The organism is Bacillus sp. IBL03825 (assembly GCF_024712505.1).
Classification (GTDB): Bacteria; Bacillota; Bacilli; order Bacillales; family Bacillaceae_G; genus Bacillus_A; species Bacillus_A wiedmannii.
On the sequence record NZ_JAMXKE010000001.1, the window covers coordinates 4,190,013 to 4,208,007 of the forward strand.

28 protein-coding genes and 1 pseudogene are annotated in these 17,995 nt (G+C 34.5%); 7 read left to right on the forward strand and 22 right to left on the reverse strand.

Annotation, left to right across the window (positions count from 1 at the left end; translation table 11 throughout):
* Nucleotides 1–66: 66 nt before the first annotated feature.
* From NHG49_RS21430 to NHG49_RS21440, 3 genes are read left to right on the forward strand one after another with little or no spacing between them, the layout of a single operon-like run.
* Nucleotides 67–399, forward strand: coding sequence for a DMT family transporter (locus NHG49_RS21430; RefSeq protein ID WP_000312344.1), 333 nt, complete (start codon nt 67–69; stop codon nt 397–399).
* Between the two features lies 1 nt (nt 400).
* Complete coding sequence (locus NHG49_RS21435; RefSeq protein WP_046956356.1) at nt 401–715, forward strand: DMT family transporter; 315 nt, start codon at nt 401–403, stop codon at nt 713–715.
* A 15-nt stretch (nt 716–730) separates the two neighbouring features.
* Nucleotides 731–988: a DUF3975 family protein gene (locus NHG49_RS21440; RefSeq protein WP_064474817.1), complete on the forward strand. Its 258-nt coding sequence runs from the start codon at nt 731–733 to the stop codon at nt 986–988.
* Nucleotides 989–1,004: 16 nt separating this feature from the next.
* Here the strand turns inward: NHG49_RS21440 and NHG49_RS21445 are convergent, their stop codons facing one another.
* From NHG49_RS21445 to gcvT, 12 genes are all read right to left on the reverse strand, one after another.
* Nucleotides 1,005–1,190: a hypothetical protein gene (locus NHG49_RS21445; RefSeq protein WP_064474816.1), complete on the reverse strand. Its 186-nt coding sequence runs from the start codon at nt 1,188–1,190 to the stop codon at nt 1,005–1,007.
* A 248-nt stretch (nt 1,191–1,438) separates the two neighbouring features.
* Nucleotides 1,439–2,032: an ABC-2 transporter permease gene (locus NHG49_RS21450; protein WP_064474815.1), complete on the reverse strand. Its 594-nt coding sequence runs from the start codon at nt 2,030–2,032 to the stop codon at nt 1,439–1,441.
* 17 nt (nt 2,033–2,049) lie between these two features.
* The gene (locus NHG49_RS21455) at nt 2,050–2,673 is read right to left on the reverse strand and encodes an ABC-2 transporter permease (RefSeq protein WP_044737751.1); all 624 of its coding nucleotides are present in this window, start codon (nt 2,671–2,673) and stop codon (nt 2,050–2,052) included.
* Between the two features lie 31 nt (nt 2,674–2,704).
* Nucleotides 2,705–3,337 carry an ABC-2 transporter permease gene (locus NHG49_RS21460; RefSeq protein ID WP_064474814.1) on the reverse strand — a complete coding sequence of 211 codons (633 nt, stop codon included), beginning with the start codon at nt 3,335–3,337 and terminating at the stop codon, nt 2,705–2,707.
* Between the two features lie 15 nt (nt 3,338–3,352).
* Nucleotides 3,353–4,021, reverse strand: coding sequence for an ABC-2 transporter permease (locus NHG49_RS21465; protein WP_002143120.1), 669 nt, complete (start codon nt 4,019–4,021; stop codon nt 3,353–3,355).
* The gene (locus tag NHG49_RS21470) at nt 4,002–4,874 is read right to left on the reverse strand and encodes an ABC transporter ATP-binding protein (protein WP_064474813.1); all 873 of its coding nucleotides are present in this window, start codon (nt 4,872–4,874) and stop codon (nt 4,002–4,004) included. Before NHG49_RS21470 ends, NHG49_RS21465 begins: the two co-directional genes overlap by 20 nt.
* 3 nt (nt 4,875–4,877) lie before the next feature.
* The gene (locus NHG49_RS21475; RefSeq protein ID WP_001021362.1) at nt 4,878–5,252 is read right to left on the reverse strand and encodes a GntR family transcriptional regulator; all 375 of its coding nucleotides are present in this window, start codon (nt 5,250–5,252) and stop codon (nt 4,878–4,880) included.
* Between the two features lie 127 nt (nt 5,253–5,379).
* Nucleotides 5,380–5,571 carry a hypothetical protein gene (locus NHG49_RS21480; RefSeq protein ID WP_000535935.1) on the reverse strand — a complete coding sequence of 64 codons (192 nt, stop codon included), beginning with the start codon at nt 5,569–5,571 and terminating at the stop codon, nt 5,380–5,382.
* Between the two features lie 70 nt (nt 5,572–5,641).
* Nucleotides 5,642–5,845, reverse strand: a complete 204-nt coding sequence (locus NHG49_RS21485) for a DUF3929 family protein (RefSeq protein WP_000639160.1) — start codon at nt 5,843–5,845, stop codon at nt 5,642–5,644.
* A gap of 292 nt (nt 5,846–6,137) precedes the next feature.
* On the reverse strand, nt 6,138–7,613 hold the full coding sequence (gene gcvPB / locus NHG49_RS21490; protein ID WP_064474812.1) for an aminomethyl-transferring glycine dehydrogenase subunit 2: 1,476 nt from the start codon (nt 7,611–7,613) through the stop codon (nt 6,138–6,140).
* Nucleotides 7,610–8,953 (reverse strand): aminomethyl-transferring glycine dehydrogenase subunit 1, encoded by a 1,344-nt coding sequence (gene gcvPA / locus NHG49_RS21495; RefSeq protein ID WP_000903245.1) that lies wholly within the window; start codon nt 8,951–8,953, stop codon nt 7,610–7,612. The genes gcvPB and gcvPA overlap by 4 nt, the downstream gene beginning before the upstream one ends.
* A 20-nt stretch (nt 8,954–8,973) precedes the next feature.
* Nucleotides 8,974–10,074, reverse strand: a complete 1,101-nt coding sequence (gcvT, locus tag NHG49_RS21500; protein ID WP_000631766.1) for a glycine cleavage system aminomethyltransferase GcvT — start codon at nt 10,072–10,074, stop codon at nt 8,974–8,976.
* 392 nt (nt 10,075–10,466) lie between these two features.
* Between gcvT and NHG49_RS21505 the strand changes: the two genes are divergently transcribed.
* Nucleotides 10,467–12,149, forward strand: coding sequence for a DEAD/DEAH box helicase (locus NHG49_RS21505; RefSeq protein ID WP_001100048.1), 1,683 nt, complete (start codon nt 10,467–10,469; stop codon nt 12,147–12,149).
* Entirely contained in the window at nt 12,136–12,930 is a 795-nt protein-coding gene (locus NHG49_RS21510) for a YqhG family protein (RefSeq protein ID WP_064474811.1), read from the forward strand. Before NHG49_RS21505 ends, NHG49_RS21510 begins: the two co-directional genes overlap by 14 nt.
* A 36-nt stretch (nt 12,931–12,966) precedes the next feature.
* On the opposite strand, the gene NHG49_RS21515 is transcribed toward NHG49_RS21510, so the two are convergent.
* Together NHG49_RS21515 and NHG49_RS21520 are read right to left on the reverse strand one after the other, a co-directional pair.
* Nucleotides 12,967–13,098, reverse strand: coding sequence for a hypothetical protein (locus NHG49_RS21515; protein ID WP_000064661.1), 132 nt, complete (start codon nt 13,096–13,098; stop codon nt 12,967–12,969).
* A gap of 101 nt (nt 13,099–13,199) precedes the next feature.
* On the reverse strand, nt 13,200–13,427 hold the full coding sequence (locus tag NHG49_RS21520) for a hypothetical protein (protein ID WP_000032702.1): 228 nt from the start codon (nt 13,425–13,427) through the stop codon (nt 13,200–13,202).
* Nucleotides 13,428–13,500: 73 nt separating this feature from the next.
* Here NHG49_RS21520 and NHG49_RS21525 point away from each other — a divergent pair.
* Together NHG49_RS21525 and NHG49_RS21530 are read left to right on the forward strand one after the other, a co-directional pair.
* A pseudogene (locus NHG49_RS21525) lies at nt 13,501–13,618 on the forward strand (GTP pyrophosphokinase).
* 140 nt (nt 13,619–13,758) lie between these two features.
* Nucleotides 13,759–14,391, forward strand: a complete 633-nt coding sequence (locus NHG49_RS21530) for a VC0807 family protein (protein ID WP_001073110.1) — start codon at nt 13,759–13,761, stop codon at nt 14,389–14,391.
* 67 nt (nt 14,392–14,458) lie between these two features.
* Here NHG49_RS21530 and NHG49_RS21535 read toward each other — a convergent pair whose 3' ends face one another.
* From NHG49_RS21535 to comGC, 8 genes are all read right to left on the reverse strand, one after another.
* Nucleotides 14,459–14,659: a YqzE family protein gene (locus tag NHG49_RS21535; RefSeq protein WP_000106080.1), complete on the reverse strand. Its 201-nt coding sequence runs from the start codon at nt 14,657–14,659 to the stop codon at nt 14,459–14,461.
* A gap of 38 nt (nt 14,660–14,697) precedes the next feature.
* Entirely contained in the window at nt 14,698–15,195 is a 498-nt protein-coding gene (locus tag NHG49_RS21540; protein WP_064474810.1) for a shikimate kinase, read from the reverse strand.
* A gap of 118 nt (nt 15,196–15,313) precedes the next feature.
* Nucleotides 15,314–15,964, reverse strand: a complete 651-nt coding sequence (locus NHG49_RS21545; protein WP_064474809.1) for a 2OG-Fe(II) oxygenase — start codon at nt 15,962–15,964, stop codon at nt 15,314–15,316.
* A 175-nt stretch (nt 15,965–16,139) separates the two neighbouring features.
* Nucleotides 16,140–16,511, reverse strand: coding sequence for a competence type IV pilus minor pilin ComGG (gene comGG / locus NHG49_RS21550; protein WP_046956345.1), 372 nt, complete (start codon nt 16,509–16,511; stop codon nt 16,140–16,142).
* On the reverse strand, nt 16,508–16,978 hold the full coding sequence (gene comGF / locus NHG49_RS21555; RefSeq protein ID WP_064474808.1) for a competence type IV pilus minor pilin ComGF: 471 nt from the start codon (nt 16,976–16,978) through the stop codon (nt 16,508–16,510). Before comGF ends, comGG begins: the two co-directional genes overlap by 4 nt.
* On the reverse strand, nt 16,948–17,250 hold the full coding sequence (gene comGE, locus NHG49_RS21560) for a competence type IV pilus minor pilin ComGE (RefSeq protein WP_064474807.1): 303 nt from the start codon (nt 17,248–17,250) through the stop codon (nt 16,948–16,950). Before comGE ends, comGF begins: the two co-directional genes overlap by 31 nt.
* Entirely contained in the window at nt 17,243–17,698 is a 456-nt protein-coding gene (gene comGD / locus NHG49_RS21565; RefSeq protein ID WP_064474806.1) for a comG operon protein ComGD, read from the reverse strand. Before comGD ends, comGE begins: the two co-directional genes overlap by 8 nt.
* Entirely contained in the window at nt 17,695–17,994 is a 300-nt protein-coding gene (comGC, locus tag NHG49_RS21570) for a competence type IV pilus major pilin ComGC (protein ID WP_001178693.1), read from the reverse strand. Before comGC ends, comGD begins: the two co-directional genes overlap by 4 nt.
* Nucleotide 17,995: the final 1 nt, after the last annotated feature.

The window sequence follows — 17,995 nt, forward strand, 5'->3', positions numbered from 1 at the left end:
TGCTCCTTTGCAATGCGTCGTTTTTAAGCCCTTTAACTAACGACTGGTAGGAAGGAGAAATGACATATGGCATGGATTTATGTAATCATAGCTGGTATTATTGAAATCTTTTGGGTGATTGGACTTAAAAAAGCGGAGGCACCACTCGAATGGGCTGGTGTTGCGTTATTAATTACAATTAGTTTCGTCTTATTATTTAGAGCCTATAAAGATTTACCTGTCGGCACTGTATACGCAGTCTTTACAGGAATTGGAGCTGGTGGGATCGTTCTTACAGAGATTTTCGTCTTCGGAGAACCTTTCTCTATTGTAAAAGTTCTATTAATTGGTTTAATCTTCTTCGGAGTAATTGGGCTAAAACGAGTAACAGAAGAAAAAGAAGCGAAGGAGGCCGCATAAAATGGCTTGGTTATTTTTAATTCTAGCTGGTATTTGTGAAATTATTGGTGTACTCTTTATGAAAGTAGCCACTGAAAAGAAAGGCTGGGCACCAAAAGTTATTTTAATCGCTAACTTCGGCGTAAGTTTCTTCTTCTTATCCCTTGCGATGAACACGTTACCGATGGGAACTGCTTACGCGATTTGGACTGGAATCGGAACTGCGGGAAGTGCACTTCTAGGTATTCTTATTTTCCGCGAATCAGCGGATTGGCGTCGTCTTGCCTTCTTAAGTTGCATTCTATGCGGCGCTGTTGGCTTAAAACTATTAAGCTAACGTGAGGTGAATGTCATGTGGAAAGAAAAAGGAAAACAAATGTTAGCATGGATTACACTTGGAATTGTCATTCTATTACAAATCAGTTTTCATATAATAGAATGGTTGTTTCATAAAGTAGTATCCATTCTTACCTTCCTTCCTAGCATGGCACTTGAAATTGCATCTATTGCTTGGTCAGTTATTGCCTCCATTGCAATCGTCATTATATGGAGTATCGCCAAACTATGGAATAAATTATTTAAAAAGGACATTACTTCTGAAAAAGAGTAACTGTCCTTTTTTATATTCATTCAGACTTCCTGTAGAAGTTTGATGCGATAAGACAAAGAAGACCAATTATAACAATACTTACACCAATTCCTTTATGCAAATTAGGAATTGGTGATGGTATATCTGAGTAAAAATTTGCTAATATGAGACCGATTGAAAATAAAAGTACTCCTATTCTATATAACCATTTTCTTTTGTTCATCATTCTCCCTCCTAAAATTTTTCATACACTCCTTTCTTTTGGACATACTACCTAAAAAAGGAGTGAATAATATGCAAAATTCTATACATAAGCAGATCCTATTTTTATTTTTCCTCTTTCTCATTCTCGTTATCGTTTTCAGCTTTATATTACATACTCCAAAAGATGTTGTACCGAATAGCCTCTCTGTTTATAAACTCTTACTTTCATATTGTCGTTATTAAAGAAGGTGCCTTATATGGCACCTTTTAAAATTCTCTCTTCTCATACAATTTTACTGAAACGAAGATAGATACTATGAACATGCAAATTGAACTAATAAACAATAAACTATTGTATAGATGAATTTGTTCCAGGTTGATTTGAAAGATCATCTCGAAAATAACAATCGGTGCTATGAGTATTAATATCGTAATAAAAACCATTTTTTTATATGCTAGCCAAAACGATAACGGCAATGCAAAGCTTAAATATACTAAAATAAAACTAATACTAGTAACCACTGTCGTTTCAATAAATTCAAATACATTAACTCCATTCTTCATTCCCATCGCGAAACAGCCGACCGTTACACTTATAAAAAGAATAATAATTGCTACTATATACTTTGCAAATACAATTTGTTTTTTCGATATTGGCAAACTATTTAATATGACTTCACTCTCATTTTTTCTATCGGCTTCAAATGTTTTTACTGTTGCCCCAACGGTAATAATTACTGACATAATTATGAATAAATTTTTCGTATCTGTTAAGGCCATATAAAAGAAAATAGGATACAGTATGTACCAAATAAAAAATTTCCATTGGATAATGAAATCTTTTACAATGAGTTGTTTCAAAGTGATTCCCCCTCTCCTCACAAATCACGCTCATTATACAAGTTAATTGAGAGTAACATTGATATAATATATAAAAGAAGAAGTCCTACTATAAAGCAAACATTTACGACTAGACTCGTGCTCCAAACATTCTCTACATCTAACCATACGCTACTTACAATCACTCCACTTAATCCCCCAATTATGATTCCCATAAAATAAGCGGCCTGTTTCGTACTGCTATATTCTACTGAAAATTCAATCGGAAGTACGATCATGCTATAAACAAATCCTCCCGTTATTCCACCAAGAATCGTTCCCCACAGCATAAATGCAGTTATATGTTCATTTTGCAACTGAATTAGACCAACTAAAAGTGAGAAAACCACACCTAAAACAACTAAAATACTTACAAATATGTATTTCGCTATGACAATTTCTTTACGTTGAAGTGGTAAACTATTTAATATCTTTTCACTCTTATTTCTAGCCTCATAACTCGTCGACCATATTGTTCCAAGGATAGGTATAGATATGCTAAGCGTCATAAGAAAATTGTCGCTACCCAAATCAACAATTACAAGGAAAAACAAGCATATAAAACCAACAAACCCTAACTTTCTTTGCAACATCATATCTTTTAAGACTAATTGCTTGATCATGTTTTACCCTCCTAATATGAAAATGTCCCTTCTATAACTCTGCCTCCTGAAACATTTTCATTGAGAGAAACATTGATATGACTATACTTACTAACACTCCGATACCAAGAACACTCATTGCTAGTGTAGCCTCTTGAGAGTGGAGTACTTTTAACATAATTATTTCATCACCAAAAATATTGCACATAAGGCCAATCATACCCATTAAAGGAAAAATCATAATCACATTCAAGACAGTAATAGCTTTATATCCTCCAATGTAATTAGTAGGTATCGTTACTACACAATAAATCAAAGTTGCTACTATTGCTGAAAATATTGCATATCCAGGAATAGCTATGTCTCTGTTCAATAAAATATTTCCTAATATTACGACTATAAAAGTTGTACTCAAACCAGCCATAATAAATAATGAGCTTGAAATATATTTAGCTATAACTATCTCTTTTCTCGTTATAGGCAAACTCACTAATACTTTTTCTGTTTTACTTTTCTCGTCATAATAAAAAGAAATATATATAATCGTACTACATGTTATAAATAATCCTATTGCAATCCCCATCGGTTCTACGGAATTTCTAAAAACGGATAAAATAGGTATTAAAAAATAGAAAGGAAACATCTTCTTCTGTAAGAAAAACTCCTTCAAAATCAACTGTTGCATATGAATTCCCCCTCTCTATAAATCACGCGTTTCATAAATTTTAATTGTAAGAAACATAGAAGCGATATAGACACTAGCTAATATAATTCCTCCAACTATAAATACACCGATATGCACTGGATTCATAATCCACTCAATGAATGAAGGTGTTGTTTCATCCAATCCATCTCCTATGAATATCCAAGCAATTCCACCAACTACCATTGATGCTCCTGACACTATACTTCGTGCTATCTTTGACCTTGTAACATAATAACTAGGAAAGAATGTTACAACAAAAAATACGGCATAAACAGCTCCATTTATTACTTCATACCACGGAATTTCAATGTATAGATTCGGATGATAGGTACCGATATCACCAATGACCACAATGCCTCTTACAAGAAAAACAACTAACATCGTAGAGAGTATGCCACCAACAATAAATATTGCACTGGAAACATATCTAGCAATTATGATATCCTTTCGGCTTACCGGTAAACTATTTATAATAATGTCACTGTTATTCCTTTCATCCATAAAAGTTAACGTCATAACGGAAGAAAGAGTTATAAATAGACAACTCATCGAAAATAACAATTCACCACTTGGATCTAACATAAATAATACAAGAGGCACAATTAGATTCACTAACCACGTTACCCTAAAAAAGAACAAATCTTTATATATGAGCTGACGCATAGGGACCTCTCCCTTTCGCGGTGTAAACGATGATATCGTCTAATGTTGGTTTTTCTAGTACAACCTCATTTCCAAACCAATCGATAATTGCTTGCTTATCCTTTGCTAAACCTTCGAAACCAAATTTATTTTTTCGTAATCCAACAAATAATTCTTTTCCTTCTCTATCTAATAAATCATTACTTCCTTTTACAATTACGTAGTTCTCCATTAATTCATCTTTCTCACCAGTAAATATAATTTCTCCATCATTTATGAACGTAATATAATCCGCGATGCGCTCTAAGTCTGTTGTAATGTGTGTTGAGAATAATACAGATACTTCATCTTCCATTACAATTTCTTGCAACATATCAAGCAATTCACTCCGAACAACCGGATCTAATCCTGCCGTTGGTTCATCCATAATGATAAACTCCGCGTGGTGTGAAAGTGCGATTGCAATCGCAAATTTCATTTTCATCCCTTTTGATAATTCTTTAATTTTTTTATACTTCGGAACTTGCAATCGATGCATATACGATTGATACTGCTCTTCGTCCCACTTTTTATATAGCGGTGCAATAATACGTTTCATTTGTTCACACGTTAAATCTTCGTAGTAATGATTTTCATCATATACAAAACCGATATTTTGTTTTATTTCCTTCTCGGCTTTTTTATTGTCCTTGCCAAAAATTTTTATATCACCGCTATCTTTTCTAATTAAATTCATAATCATTTTGATCGTCGTACTTTTCCCTGCTCCATTCGGTCCGACAAATCCCATAATATATCCGCGTGGTAACGTAAAACTTATATTTTTCACTGCAAAATCTTGATGATTTTTACAAACGTTTTTTAGCTCTAACATCTCTTATTCCCCCTCATATAAACACGCAATCATCTGCTGTAAATCTTCAAGTGAAAGCTGCAACGCTTTACTTTCATTTACAACCTCTTCCGCTTTACTTTCCAATAGACGTAGCCGCTGTTCTTTTAGTAGTTCATTATTTTTACGTGAAACATAAGTCCCCTTCCCAGCAACAGTTTCTATATATCCTTCTTTTTCAAGCTCCTCGTACGCACGCTTCGTTGTAATTACACTAACTTGTAATTCCTTCGCTAAGCTACGAATAGACGGTAATTGGTCTCCACCCTTTAAACCACCATTTAAAATAAGCTGGCTTAATTGTTTTCTTATTTGCACATAAATAGGGTCTTGGGAAGAATTCGAAATAATAATATTCATGTTTTCCTCCAGTGTGTGTATATACTGTATATACCTTATATATACAGTATATACAGTATATACACACCATCCTATTTTTGGCAAGAAAAAAAGACCAACATTTTCCTGTTGATCTTTCGTATATGTATCACTTTTCAAAGCGATCTAACATCTCATCTCTCATTCCAAAACTCACTACCGCAATTCCTACATACATAAACAGAAGGAACGCCGGATGAACTGTATTGTACCAAGTGCTATCAACAATTAAATAAATCGTTAATGCTACAACAAGAACAAACGCTAAGATAAACATATAAAAGTGTCTTGTACTACCCATAATAAACTCCTCTCTTCTCTCGTCACCATTCAACAGTATATTGTATCGAATAATTCGATATGACTCAAGGTTAACTTTCTGTTATGTAATCAAGTTCCACCTTTACAATGTCCTCACATGCTATTGAAATGATTGTTCCTTGCTTATCAATTGCCGTCACTTCTCTATTATCCATTACACGATGTGCTACTCTTTCTAATACTTTTCCTTGATCTCGATAACAAAATTCTTTTACATCTTTAATCGTTTTTCCGTTTTCTAAATGGTATATCATTCTATAACACCGATATCCCACATTTTCACCCCCAACTTGCTCGTTTTTTCACATATACATAAAAATGAGTCATTCCTATCTCATTACATCTTCTTAATTTCAATAAAATTCTAACAAAAATAAATACTTTTATCAAACTGACTTTTTCAACAAAATCACCTATAAAACTGCTTCTTTACACCAATATGAAACAAAAAATATAAACTTTTAACATTTTCTTCACTATTTCTGCACAAATTCTCCATACAAAAAAAGAACTCGCATATAGCGAGTTCTTCCTTTGTTATGCTAATTAAACTTGTACAGGAGCTAGCTTTTCATAACGTAAAACTGGTTTACGAGCAGCCAATGTTTCATCCAAACGTTTAATTACCGTTGTATGTGGCGCTTCTTGTACAACTTCTGGATTTTCTTCTACTTCTTTAGCAATTTGAATCATCTTATCAATGAAACCATCTAATGTTTCTTTTGATTCTGTTTCTGTTGGCTCAATCATAATACATTCTTCCACATTTAATGGGAAGTAAATTGTTGGTGGATGGTAACCGAAATCAAGCAGGCGTTTTGCAATATCTAATGTACGTACACCAAGTTTCTTTTGACGACGACCTGATAATACAAACTCATGCTTACAATGTCTATCGAATGGAAGATCATAGAATGGCGCTAGTCTTCTCATCATATAGTTCGCATTTAATACCGCATACTCCGTTACCGCACGCAGTCCATCTGGACCCATAGAACGAATGTATGTGTATGCACGAACGTTAATTCCGAAGTTACCATAGAATGGTTTTACGCGCCCAATTGCTTCTGGACGATCATAGTTAAAGTGATAGCCATTTTCCGTTTTCTCTAAAATTGGTTTTGGTAAGTACGGAATTAAATCTGCTTTCACACCTACTGGACCAGAACCTGGACCACCGCCGCCGTGAGGACCTGTAAATGTTTTATGAAGGTTTAAATGCACAACGTCAAATCCCATATCTCCTGGGCGCGCTTGGCTTAATACCGCATTTAAGTTTGCACCATCATAGTATAATTTACCGCCTGCGTTATGGACGATTTCTGCCATTTCTAAAATATTTTCTTCGAATAAACCTAATGTATTAGGATTTGTTAACATAAGTGCTGCTGTTTCTTCGTTTACAACACGTTTTAAATCTTCTAAGTCAACAAGACCATGTTCATTTGATTTTACTGTAATTGTTTCAAAACCAGCTACAGTTGCAGATGCTGGATTCGTTCCGTGAGCAGAGTCAGGAACAATTACTTTCGTACGGTTAAAGTCACCATTTGCTTCATGGTATGCACGAATTAACATTAAGCCTGTCCATTCTCCGTGTGCACCAGCTGCTGGTTGTAATGTAACAGTATCCATACCTGTAATTTCAATTAAATGCTCTTGTAAGTCGTACATTAATTCCATTGCACCTTGTACTGTCTTTTCATCTTGTAATGGATGAATATTTGCAAATCCTGCGAAACGAGCTACATTCTCATTAATTTTCGGATTATATTTCATCGTACAAGATCCAAGTGGATAGAATCCAGAATCTACACCGTGGTTACGGTTTGAAAGTGCTGTATAGTGGCGCATAATGTCAAGTTCAGATACTTCTGGTAGCTCAGCATCTTCTACTCGAATATAATCGCTCTCAAACACATCTTCTAGTTTCACTTCTTCTACATCTAATGTTGGTAGGCTATATCCTATGCGTCCTTCTTTACTCACTTCAAAGATAAGTGCTTGGTCTTGGTTCTTCATTGGATAGCCCCCATTTCGTTTACAAGTGTGTCAATTTCCTCTTTTGTACGAAGCTCAGTTACTGCTACAAGCATATGGTTTTCATGCTCTTTATAATCACGGCCTAGATCGTAACCGCCGATAATATTCTTTTGTAATAATGCATCGTTTACTTCTTTCACTGGACGCTTGCAATCCACAACAAACTCATTGAAGAATGGTCCAGCAAATGTAACTGTGAAGCCTTGCGCTTCAAATTGACGTTTTGCATATTGTGCTTTAGAAATATTTTGACGTGCCATTTCTTTCACACCTTGTTTACCAAGTGCCGTCATTGCAACTGATGCTGCTAATGCATTTAACGCTTGATTTGAACAAATGTTAGACGTCGCTTTGTCACGGCGAATATGCTGTTCACGTGCTTGTAACGTTAATACAAACCCACGTTTACCATCTGAATCTACAGTTTGTCCAACAAGACGTCCTGGAATTTTACGCATAAATGCTTTCGTTGTTGCAAAGTAACCACAGTGTGGTCCACCAAACTGCGTTGGGATACCAAATGGTTGTGCATCACCGATTACAATATCAGCACCAAATTTCCCTGGTGGTGTTAATGCACCTAATGATAATGGATTTGAAGAAACGATAAATAATGATTTTTGTTGATGAACGATTTTTTCAATATCAGCTAATTTTTCAACTTGTCCGAAGAAGTTTGGATATTGAACGATTACACAAGCAACTGTATCATCTACTTCACTTTGTAATACGTCTAAATCTGTTACACCATCTTTATGATTAATTTCAACAACTTCAAGATGTTGACCTTTTGCATACGTTTCAAGTACTGCTCTTGATTCTGGATGAACTGCACTAGATACAAGAATTTTCTTTTTACGAGTATGGCCAGCTGCTAGCATTGCCGCTTCAGCTAAAGCTGTACCTCCATCGTACATAGAAGAGTTTGCTACATCCATTCCTGTTAATTCACAAATCATTGTTTGGAATTCAAAGATTGCTTGTAATTCCCCTTGTGAAATTTCTGGTTGGTATGGCGTGTAAGCTGTATAAAATTCTGAGCGAGAGATAACGTGATCTACAATTACTGGAGCGTAATGATCATATACGCCTGCTCCTAAGAAAGAAGCGTACTCTTTTAAGTTAGCATTTTTACTAGCCATTTGAGTTAACTCTTTTAGCAGCTCTGGCTCTGATTTTGCTTCTTTAATTTTTAAATCCCCTTTAAAACGAACACTCTCTGGAATATCAGAGAATAACTCATCGATCGTTTGAACGCCGATCGTTTGTAACATTTCTTTTTTGTCTTCTTCTGTCATTGGAAGATAACGATGCAACATGAAATCTACCCCTCTCCCCGTTACTTTGAACGTTTATAAAATGGTGTTGGAACAACTACTGCTTTGACGCGTTTATTACGAATTTCAATTTCTACTTCTGTATCAACTGCTGCGTATTTTACATCAATTAGTGCTAAACCAATGCTTTTCTTTAACGTTGGAGATTGTGTACCACTCGTTACTTCCCCGATTTTTTCTTCTCCAATAAATACAGGGTAATGTGTACGAGGAATTCCACGCTCGATTACTTCGATGCCGACTAACTTACGAGGCGCACCGTTTTCTTTTTGCTCTTTTAACGTTTCTTTTCCAAAGAAGTCTGCTTCTTTATTTGGTTTTACCGCAAAGCCAATGCCAGCTTCAATCGGTGTAATATCTTTTGATAATTCTTGACCATAAAGTGGTAATGTTGCTTCGAATCGAAGTGTATCACGAGCACCTAAACCACATGCTTTTAAGCCTTCTTCTGCTCCAACTTCAAGAAGTTTCTCCCAAAGTTTTGCAGCATCTTCACTCTTACAGTAAATTTCAAATCCATCTTCACCTGTGTAACCTGTACGAGATACAAGTGCTGGAATTCCATCTACAAGAATATCGTTTTTAAATTTAAAGAACTTAATTTCTTTCAAATCTTCTGACACAACTTTTTGTAAAATGCCTTCTGCTTTTGGACCTTGAATTGCAAGCTGTGCAACTTCACTAGAAACATTGACTACTGTCGCATCGCCAATTACATGGCTAGCTAACCATTCGTAATCTTTCTCGATATTTGATGCATTGATTACTAATAAATAGTCTTCTTCACCACGTTTGTAGATTAATAAATCATCTACTGTACCACCATTTTCGTAGCACATAGCTGTATATTGTGCGCCTCCTACTTTTAAAGTAGAAACGTCATTTGTAACAACACGTTGTAAAAATGCTAAACTATCTACACCTTTTACCTCAACTTCTCCCATATGAGATACATCGAACAAACCTGCAGCCGTACGTACAGCTTCATGTTCTTCTTTAATGCTTGAAAATTGAACTGGTAATTCCCAACCACCGAAGTCGATTGTTTTTCCACCATACTTCGCGTATACATCAAATAACGGTGTACGTTGTAATGTAATCATGCTCTCTCCCCCTTATGCTTTGACAAATCAATAAAAGTTGCTCGCCATATCTAAACATTTTCACTCTGAAAAGATAGGATATACGGAATCTCATTATATTTTTTTATGAAAGCGTAAATAAAAAATCACTTTCTTGGATAAAATACGAAAGATTCCACACATTTCACACCATTATCCTAACATTATTCGCTATATTTCATCAATATTCTAGCATAAAAAATAATTTAGAATTTTTCATTCTTAATCTTATTAAATACAACTTTCAAAATTCAACCCTTTATCTTTGCCTATTCTTTAACTTTCAGTATGTGTAATAGCGCCTTATTACAAGGCTTATATAATAAAGATTTTTTTAATAATTACTTTAGTTTATAAAAGGTGGGAGAGTCGTAATGAATGTCGATATTTCCGTAGATCGAACGTGGCAAAACAATTTTTTAAATAGAATTAATGAAGATGGTCCTTGGACAAATTGGGATTTATATCATTTAGCTTATAAAACAGAAAAATCGTTACTTGTTCCTACTTTCGATGGATTACAAGCACCGAAACATTTATCTCATTTCACACCACTTCCTCATCAATTAGAAGTCGCTCAAAATGTCATTGAACAAATGAATGGTAAAGCGATACTAGCAGATGAAGTGGGACTTGGGAAAACGATTGAAGCTGGGCTTATTTTAAAAGAATATATGGTCCGCGGCCTTGTGAAAAAAGTACTTATACTCGTCCCTGCCTCTCTCGTATCACAATGGGCATACGAATTAAATACAAAGTTTTTTATTCCAGCTGTAGCCCAAAAGAAAAGCTACTCGTGGGAACAAGCCGATGTGATTGTATCATCAATTGATACTGCAAAACGTTCACCGCATCGCGATATCGTTTTGAACCTAGAATATGACCTTATTATTATCGATGAAGCACATAAACTTAAAAATAATAAAACAAAAAACTATGAATTTGCACAACGATTAAAAAAGAAATTTTGTTTATTATTAACCGCTACGCCTGTTCAAAATAAGATTGATGAAATTTTCAACCTCGTTTCTTTATTAAAGCCAGGACATTTAGGCAATCAATCCAACTTTGAAGAATATTACGCTTCAAAAAATCGTTCCGCCGAATCTGATGAAGATTTAAAAGCTCTTATTAACAAAGTGATGGTCCGAAATCGACGTCATAATACCGGAATTGATTGGCCAAAGAGACATGTACGTACAATTTTTGTTGAGTTTAATGAAGAAGAGCAAGCTTTGTATAATGGTATTGAAAATTGGCGAGGACAAGATGCCTTCACATCTGCTTTCTCATCGTTAACTTTAAAACGGGAAGCGTGTAGTAGTCGTGAAGCTGTTTACTACTCATTAAAAAAACATGTGGAAAAAAGGCAGAAAGAAAATGAGCATTACATAAAGGACCCACATATTGATGTGCTAATGGACAAAATTAATCATATTCCTTTCAACTCAAAAGCGAATAAAGCTCTTGAGCTTATAAAAGAAATTGACGATAAAGTCATTATCTTCACTGAATATAGAGCTTCACAAATGTATTTACAATGGTTTTTACAACAACACGGTATTTCTTCCGTTCCATTCCGCGGCGGGTTTAAACGCGGGAAGAAAGATTGGATGAAGGAGCTTTTCCAAAACCACGCACAAGTATTAATTGCAACGGAAGCTGGTGGCGAAGGGATTAACTTACAGTTTTGTAGCCATATGATCAATTATGACTTGCCATGGAATCCAATGCGTCTTGAACAAAGAATCGGACGTATTCACCGTCTTGGTCAAAAGAATGATGTTCATATTTATAACTTAGCTACAAAACATACTGTTGAAGAACATATTTTGAAACTGTTATATGAAAAAATCAATTTATTTGAGCGTGTTATCGGCGAGCTTGATGAAATTTTAACGAGAATTAATATGAAAAACATCGACGCGCATATTCAAGAAATCTTTGCGCAGTCAAAAAGCGAAGGAGAAATCCGAATTAAGATGGAAAACTTAACATCTATTATCGACTTCGCGAAACGAAATGAAGCTGAGGTGCAAGGCTATGCAGCAACATGAAATTCATAATTACTTATACAATTTTTTTGAGGCGAATAACTGCAAAATTTTAAAGCGCTCCCCTCATCTATTAGATGTGCAGTTAACAATTGAGATGGATAAATTATTAATGAACCGTCCTTTTTATTGGCACTATCTTGAGAAAACAGGAGGCGTACCGAATCCGATGCGCCTTACTCTTCTTACAAATCCAGAAAGTGAAGAAAACGATGGTGAGCTTATTCACTACGGTTCACCACGTCTTCATCAAATTTTCCAAACGACAAAAGAATTAGGCTCTTACATACGTTTATATGAGGAAGTACGGCATAGCGGGGCAACGCATACACCGCTCCATCCTTGGCTCGGTGTAAATATAAAGGTTTCCTATCAATGTGATCGAAAAAAAGACATCCTTCACTCCATTGGGATTCATCTCATTTCTGGCACAATGATTGCAAACTTTCATGAAACATTAGCTAAAATTAAACTTACACCGAAAATACCTGACTTTTGTTTTACGCTCTCGCCTATCATTAAACCGCAAAGCGGTTTACAACGTATAGAGGATGCTTTAAAGAATATTATTGCAGAAGATGACCATACGTGGGCGAAAGAAGCAAGAGTGCGCTGGAATCACGATTTAGACCTTTTAAATCGTTTTTATGAAGAGAGTGATGAACTTCCCGAAAGCTATGAAATTGAAAAGCAAGCCTTGCAAGAACAATATGAACCCCGCATTACAGTGCAAATTATTAACGGCGGACTCTTTTATGTTACTGCGAATCATTTTCTTTCTTAAAAAGCCCCTTCTGTTTTAGAAGGAGCTTTTTTTGAGTTATCCTCTATCGCCATTACGCTCTTGTTGTTTTTGCTTTGCCATACGTTTTTGATGCGCACGATCCTTTGCGCTCACATGATTAGCATCAGTTGGAAGATTTTCTTTTGAACGACCAATTCCATTGCTCATCTTTATCACTCCTTTTTATATCTTTCAAAATACATCCTTATTTTCAGCTAGAGATACAATCCTTATACAAAAAAATAAGAGCAGCCATTGGCTACTCTTACTTACTCACTCACGTATTTTTGAAACATATCATGGATGCCTTTATTTACTAGGTTCGAGATCTGCTCGTCAGATTTATTCGGATAACGATCACGCAATCTGATAGATGCCTTCACCATTAAATTTTCTAATACAGAACGGCCACCTTCTCCATAAATAATTTCAGCATACTTAACAAGCCTTCCATCCTCTACTGTTGCTGGATTATGATTGAAGAAAAATTTACTCATTGTCTCCACCTCTCTATTTTGATAACGTTTACATTTATATAGATTATTTATGTTATTTATTTCACAATATTGTATGCATGTATATTTAATTAGTTTCATTATAAAGCAACATATCGATAGTAGATATGTGATTTTCCGTCCATTTTGTGAACAAACCAAAAAATGAAAGCGTTTCCTTTATTATATACTAAAAAAACTTACTACGCTAGGGGCAATTTTTTTAATCTACTACTCCCTCAAAAATTAATATATTTTTTCTTTTCCCATTAAACCTTATACAATTTTCAGAAATTATATTATAAAATATATGTATGACTTAAGGAGGATTTATATGAATCAAAATAAAAAAGCTATATTAGATCTTGTCTTTTATCTCGTAATCCCATTCCTCATTTGGAAATTTGCAAAACCTTATATCGATCCTTATTACGCGATGTTACTTTCCTCTGTTCCAGGGATTATTTATACACTGTATACCTTTAAAAAAGAAAAACAGTTTAACGTGACAGGGTTCTTTATTTTAATTACACTCATTTCTAATACAACAGTAGACCTATTATCTGGATCAGCTGAACGAATGTTGTGGAACGATGCGTATTATCACATCGTACTCGGTATTATCGTCATATGTACAATTTTTATAAAAAAACCACTTATGTTATATTTCGCAGCAGATATTGCCGCATTGCAAGGCCATGACCGTGATAAAAGTCGTGAACTGTATCGTGATAGTCGTATCTATCCAGCACTACAATATTTAACGCTATTTTTCGGGCTACAATTTATATTAAAAAGCTTCTTAAAAATTTATTTCATCTCTGTTTTCGGTGTAGATGGCTATGGTGAAATGAGAGCGATTATGACCGCTGTTGGGTGGGGCATTTCCATTTGTATCGGAATTGGATTTGTTTGGGTAAACAATAAAATACATGCAGTGACAGAAGAAAAAGAATCTGTACAGTAAATGAAAATCCCCTAGTAGCATCATACTACTAGGGGATTTTCATTTTGCTACACATATTACGAAATCGTTAACTTGATTTTTTTCTTTTATCTTTTACGTTTCGATAAAACAAAGCAGCACTTAGCGGCATAACACCAAACCACTTATTCATAAATGGCTCTTTTTCAGCACGGCGTTGTTCTTTCTTTTGTTTACGATCTTCTTTTGGAGCATCCATGTACGACACAAACTGCTGTGTCACAAAGCGAACATAATCATTAGTAGACATATTATCATCACCTCTACTTGATTAGTATGTCCACTTTTTTATTCATTAATCTTTTCTTTTAATTCATTCATAATTTGCTTTACAGACTTATTCGTCGTATCGATATGAATATGAGCCTCTTCATAATAAGCTCGGCGCGATTCAAATTTTGCCACAAATGCCTCTATATCTTTCTTCTGAAATAGTGGACGCGTCGTATCTTCACGGAGTCTTTCTGCAATTACATGTGGATCACAATATAAATACACGACAGTTCCATTTTCCTTCATCCACTTTCGGTTTTCCTCTCGCTCGATGATTCCACCACCAGTTGTAATAATTACATTACAACTGGGTAGTGAACGTAACATTTCACTTTCATATTCCCGAAAAGCGATTTCGCCTTCTTCGGCAAAAATATCACGAATTGCCTTCTCCTGATTCTCTTCAATTTTTTGGTCTGTATCGACAACATCCATATGAATTTCTTTACTTAACGCTTTTCCAATTGTTGTTTTCCCAGCTCCCATATAACCGGTTATGTATATAGATTTCATGTTCGTTCCTCTCAATCATCCGTTATTATTTTTTATTATAACGAAAGATTTCATTATTTAATAAAAAAACGTTTTGTTCTCCTTATACAATGAAGAACAAAACGTTATATACACGCTTTTACTTATAAGCGCCTCTTCTCACCCACTGTGTTGCAATCCATTTCTCACCTTTCGTTACAGGTGCCCCTCCATGTAACGTAAGCTCATTTAATGATTGGTCTTGATAAAAATACTCAAAGTATACTGCCATTCCCTTTCTAGGGTGCACAGAAAGATTTAATTTCGGAAAGAACGTTTCTCCGCCTTCTTCTACATCATTTAAGTACATGACAAGCGTACTAATACGATTATTAGCAGCTGATCTACTATGTTCCGCAAAATAATCATAGTGCGCTTTATATTGTTGATCCACTTCATAATTTAAAATGTGTAATCCTTCTCCATGCGACACAGGAACATTCATGATAGATGAAATTCGTTTTTCAATCTTTACAGTAAGCTCATTGTCTTCCAAAAATGCACCGCTACTCGTTCGAATATCATTTACATCACGTGATGAACCAACTTTAGAACGTTCCATTTTACTTTTAGACAATTCAATCAATTCGCCGCATTCTTCATCACTTAATACATTTCCTAACACGACAATAAGAGGTTCTTCGAATTTTGAAATAATGTGTATTTCCCTATCTTCCGTCATAATTGCATTTCCTTTATGATCAAAAATAGTTTGTTCCTTATTTTCACCTATTTGATTGTTATTTGTCATTTCCCTATTCTCCCTAAAAAAATATGTTTGGATAGCTTGAATATATCATATTCTTTCCACCTTTCTCTTTTTTGAGAAAATTTAAACTTTCGTTCGTTATATTTATCCATTTGCTATAAAAAAATAACCTATTTTAAAATAAGAAATTATGGTTTTCATCCGTATATTTTACATTCTATCCTTCTATCCAATCGAATATTTTTTCATCCTTTTTTCTATACCGAAAACTAACCTTGTAGAAAACTTCTTGTTTTATTTTGCACTGCAACGAAACGAGTATAACATCGTTTTCAAAGACGTAATTCCCACTTGCTTCGCCCTTTTCATATTGAAAGAAAAAAGTATCTTCCTTTTCTTTTTGCTGTAAGTCTTTTTTTATATTTGTAATTGATCGATTTAGTAGTTCTTCCAGTACAAACTTTTGCTCTATTTCAATATAAAATTTTTTATCTATAAGCAACATATTCGTTTCGTATACAAAGAACGAAGTTAATAATACAAGAAAAATGATTGTTCCTGGCATCGTAAATCCATCTTGTTTTCTCATATATTTATTTCCATTTCGCTATATCTGACAGCTACACCTTCATATATTTTCCCACTCATATCTTTCACATTTATAAAGAGCAAATGAGGTGTTACTTCATACGAAACCATTTCAACATTTTGTAATATAACTTCTCTTCCGCGCTTATTCACTTTTCTTATAAGATGATTATTCAATTTTTCATACGTCACTTCATCTCCAGTGCGAAGACGGAAGCGTAAAAGATTATCTTTATTTTCAGGGACTATTTTTTCTACAAAAGATACTTCACGAAACTCTAACTGTACTTGTCCTATAAACACATCCCATTCCCAATTATTTAATCCTTTTGATTGGTTGTTTTCTATTCCAATAAAATTCAAACGTGGTAAGAGTAAAAAGAACAGTGATAACAGAAAAAAACATACGATCATTTCTATTAATGTAAACCCAACTTCTAATTTATTTTTTCTCCTGCATAAAAGCATTGTTCCATCATTCTTCCTTTCACATCTTTCCACATAGCACAAACTTCATTTCCTCCCCAATATGTGTAATATACATTTCCGTTTACGTCTTTTTCTTTCTGTTGTTTCGCCCCATTCTCATACATATATAAAGCTGCTTCCCTTTTTAATAATACAAATGCTTTATAACGAATTTGTATGTTTTTTCGTTCTTGCATCATCAATACTGTTTGCGGAAGTAGTAAAAATACTGCCATCATTACTATACTTAATGCTACAAGCATCTCAGCCATCACTGACCCTTTTTGACATTTCACGATACGTAAATCTCCCTCTTCCAAGTTGAAATACAATCTCATATTTATAACTTCGATACGAAAGTAAAATCGTTCCACCTCTATTAATATTTCCACTCGGATTATATGTCATCGGATTAGGAAAAGTATTCAAATCAATTTGTACATCGCTATCATATTCTCTTTTAATGATAGAAAGATTCGTACTCGAATCCCCTATATAATACGTATGTCTATCTTTATGCCATCGTAATGTATAGTGTTTTTGACGGTTTATCGCTAATTGTTGCATATACAAAATATCATTTGAAAACTGTCTTAAAAATTGTTCCACTTTTTGTTTTTCATGTAATGAATGTACGTTAAAATACGTGACCATACTTAGTACAGAAATTGCAAATAGAACGAGTAGCATTTCTAAAAGAGTAAAACCTTTTTGCTTCACAGTTTCCCAGTTGTTACTGTGCCATCATTTGAAATATGAATGGATTCACCATTCGGACACTCATCAGCTGTAATATATTTTTCATCCCTTAGCTCTTTTAGCGAGGGTATTTTATTATGTTGTAAATGGTATGCTTGTATTTGAGCTTCTATAGATTTCACATAGGCTTTACATCCTTTTCCTTCGACGGATGAACGCTGTGTAACTACATTCGGAATAATTAATAGTAATAATACAGTTATGACGACCATAACTAATAACATTTCTAAAAGGGTAAACCCTTCTTCATTCTGCATG

Coding starts and splice junctions, on each gene's coding strand:
- NHG49_RS21430 (WP_000312344.1), top strand. CDS start 67: ATGGCATGGATTTATGTAATCATAGCTGGTATTATTGAAATCTTTTGG.
- NHG49_RS21435 (WP_046956356.1), top strand. CDS start 401: ATGGCTTGGTTATTTTTAATTCTAGCTGGTATTTGTGAAATTATTGGT.
- NHG49_RS21440 (WP_064474817.1), top strand. CDS start 731: ATGTGGAAAGAAAAAGGAAAACAAATGTTAGCATGGATTACACTTGGA.
- NHG49_RS21445 (WP_064474816.1), bottom strand. CDS start 1,190: ATGAACAAAAGAAAATGGTTATATAGAATAGGAGTACTTTTATTTTCA.
- NHG49_RS21455 (WP_044737751.1), bottom strand. CDS start 2,673: ATGATCAAGCAATTAGTCTTAAAAGATATGATGTTGCAAAGAAAGTTA.
- NHG49_RS21460 (WP_064474814.1), bottom strand. CDS start 3,337: ATGCAACAGTTGATTTTGAAGGAGTTTTTCTTACAGAAGAAGATGTTT.
- NHG49_RS21465 (WP_002143120.1), bottom strand. CDS start 4,021: ATGCGTCAGCTCATATATAAAGATTTGTTCTTTTTTAGGGTAACGTGG.
- NHG49_RS21470 (WP_064474813.1), bottom strand. CDS start 4,874: ATGTTAGAGCTAAAAAACGTTTGTAAAAATCATCAAGATTTTGCAGTG.
- NHG49_RS21475 (WP_001021362.1), bottom strand. CDS start 5,252: ATGAATATTATTATTTCGAATTCTTCCCAAGACCCTATTTATGTGCAA.
- NHG49_RS21480 (WP_000535935.1), bottom strand. CDS start 5,571: ATGGGTAGTACAAGACACTTTTATATGTTTATCTTAGCGTTTGTTCTT.
- NHG49_RS21485 (WP_000639160.1), bottom strand. CDS start 5,845: ATGATATACCATTTAGAAAACGGAAAAACGATTAAAGATGTAAAAGAA.
- gcvPB (WP_064474812.1), bottom strand. CDS start 7,613: ATGAAGAACCAAGACCAAGCACTTATCTTTGAAGTGAGTAAAGAAGGA.
- gcvPA (WP_000903245.1), bottom strand. CDS start 8,953: ATGTTGCATCGTTATCTTCCAATGACAGAAGAAGACAAAAAAGAAATG.
- gcvT (WP_000631766.1), bottom strand. CDS start 10,074: ATGATTACATTACAACGTACACCGTTATTTGATGTATACGCGAAGTAT.
- NHG49_RS21505 (WP_001100048.1), top strand. CDS start 10,467: ATGAATGTCGATATTTCCGTAGATCGAACGTGGCAAAACAATTTTTTA.
- NHG49_RS21510 (WP_064474811.1), top strand. CDS start 12,136: ATGCAGCAACATGAAATTCATAATTACTTATACAATTTTTTTGAGGCG.
- NHG49_RS21515 (WP_000064661.1), bottom strand. CDS start 13,098: ATGAGCAATGGAATTGGTCGTTCAAAAGAAAATCTTCCAACTGATGCT.
- NHG49_RS21520 (WP_000032702.1), bottom strand. CDS start 13,427: ATGAGTAAATTTTTCTTCAATCATAATCCAGCAACAGTAGAGGATGGA.
- NHG49_RS21530 (WP_001073110.1), top strand. CDS start 13,759: ATGAATCAAAATAAAAAAGCTATATTAGATCTTGTCTTTTATCTCGTA.
- NHG49_RS21535 (WP_000106080.1), bottom strand. CDS start 14,659: ATGTCTACTAATGATTATGTTCGCTTTGTGACACAGCAGTTTGTGTCG.
- NHG49_RS21540 (WP_064474810.1), bottom strand. CDS start 15,195: ATGAAATCTATATACATAACCGGTTATATGGGAGCTGGGAAAACAACA.
- NHG49_RS21545 (WP_064474809.1), bottom strand. CDS start 15,964: ATGACAAATAACAATCAAATAGGTGAAAATAAGGAACAAACTATTTTT.
- comGG (WP_046956345.1), bottom strand. CDS start 16,511: ATGAGAAAACAAGATGGATTTACGATGCCAGGAACAATCATTTTTCTT.
- comGF (WP_064474808.1), bottom strand. CDS start 16,978: ATGCTTTTATGCAGGAGAAAAAATAAATTAGAAGTTGGGTTTACATTA.
- comGE (WP_064474807.1), bottom strand. CDS start 17,250: ATGGCTGAGATGCTTGTAGCATTAAGTATAGTAATGATGGCAGTATTT.
- comGC (WP_001178693.1), bottom strand. CDS start 17,994: ATGCAGAATGAAGAAGGGTTTACCCTTTTAGAAATGTTATTAGTTATG.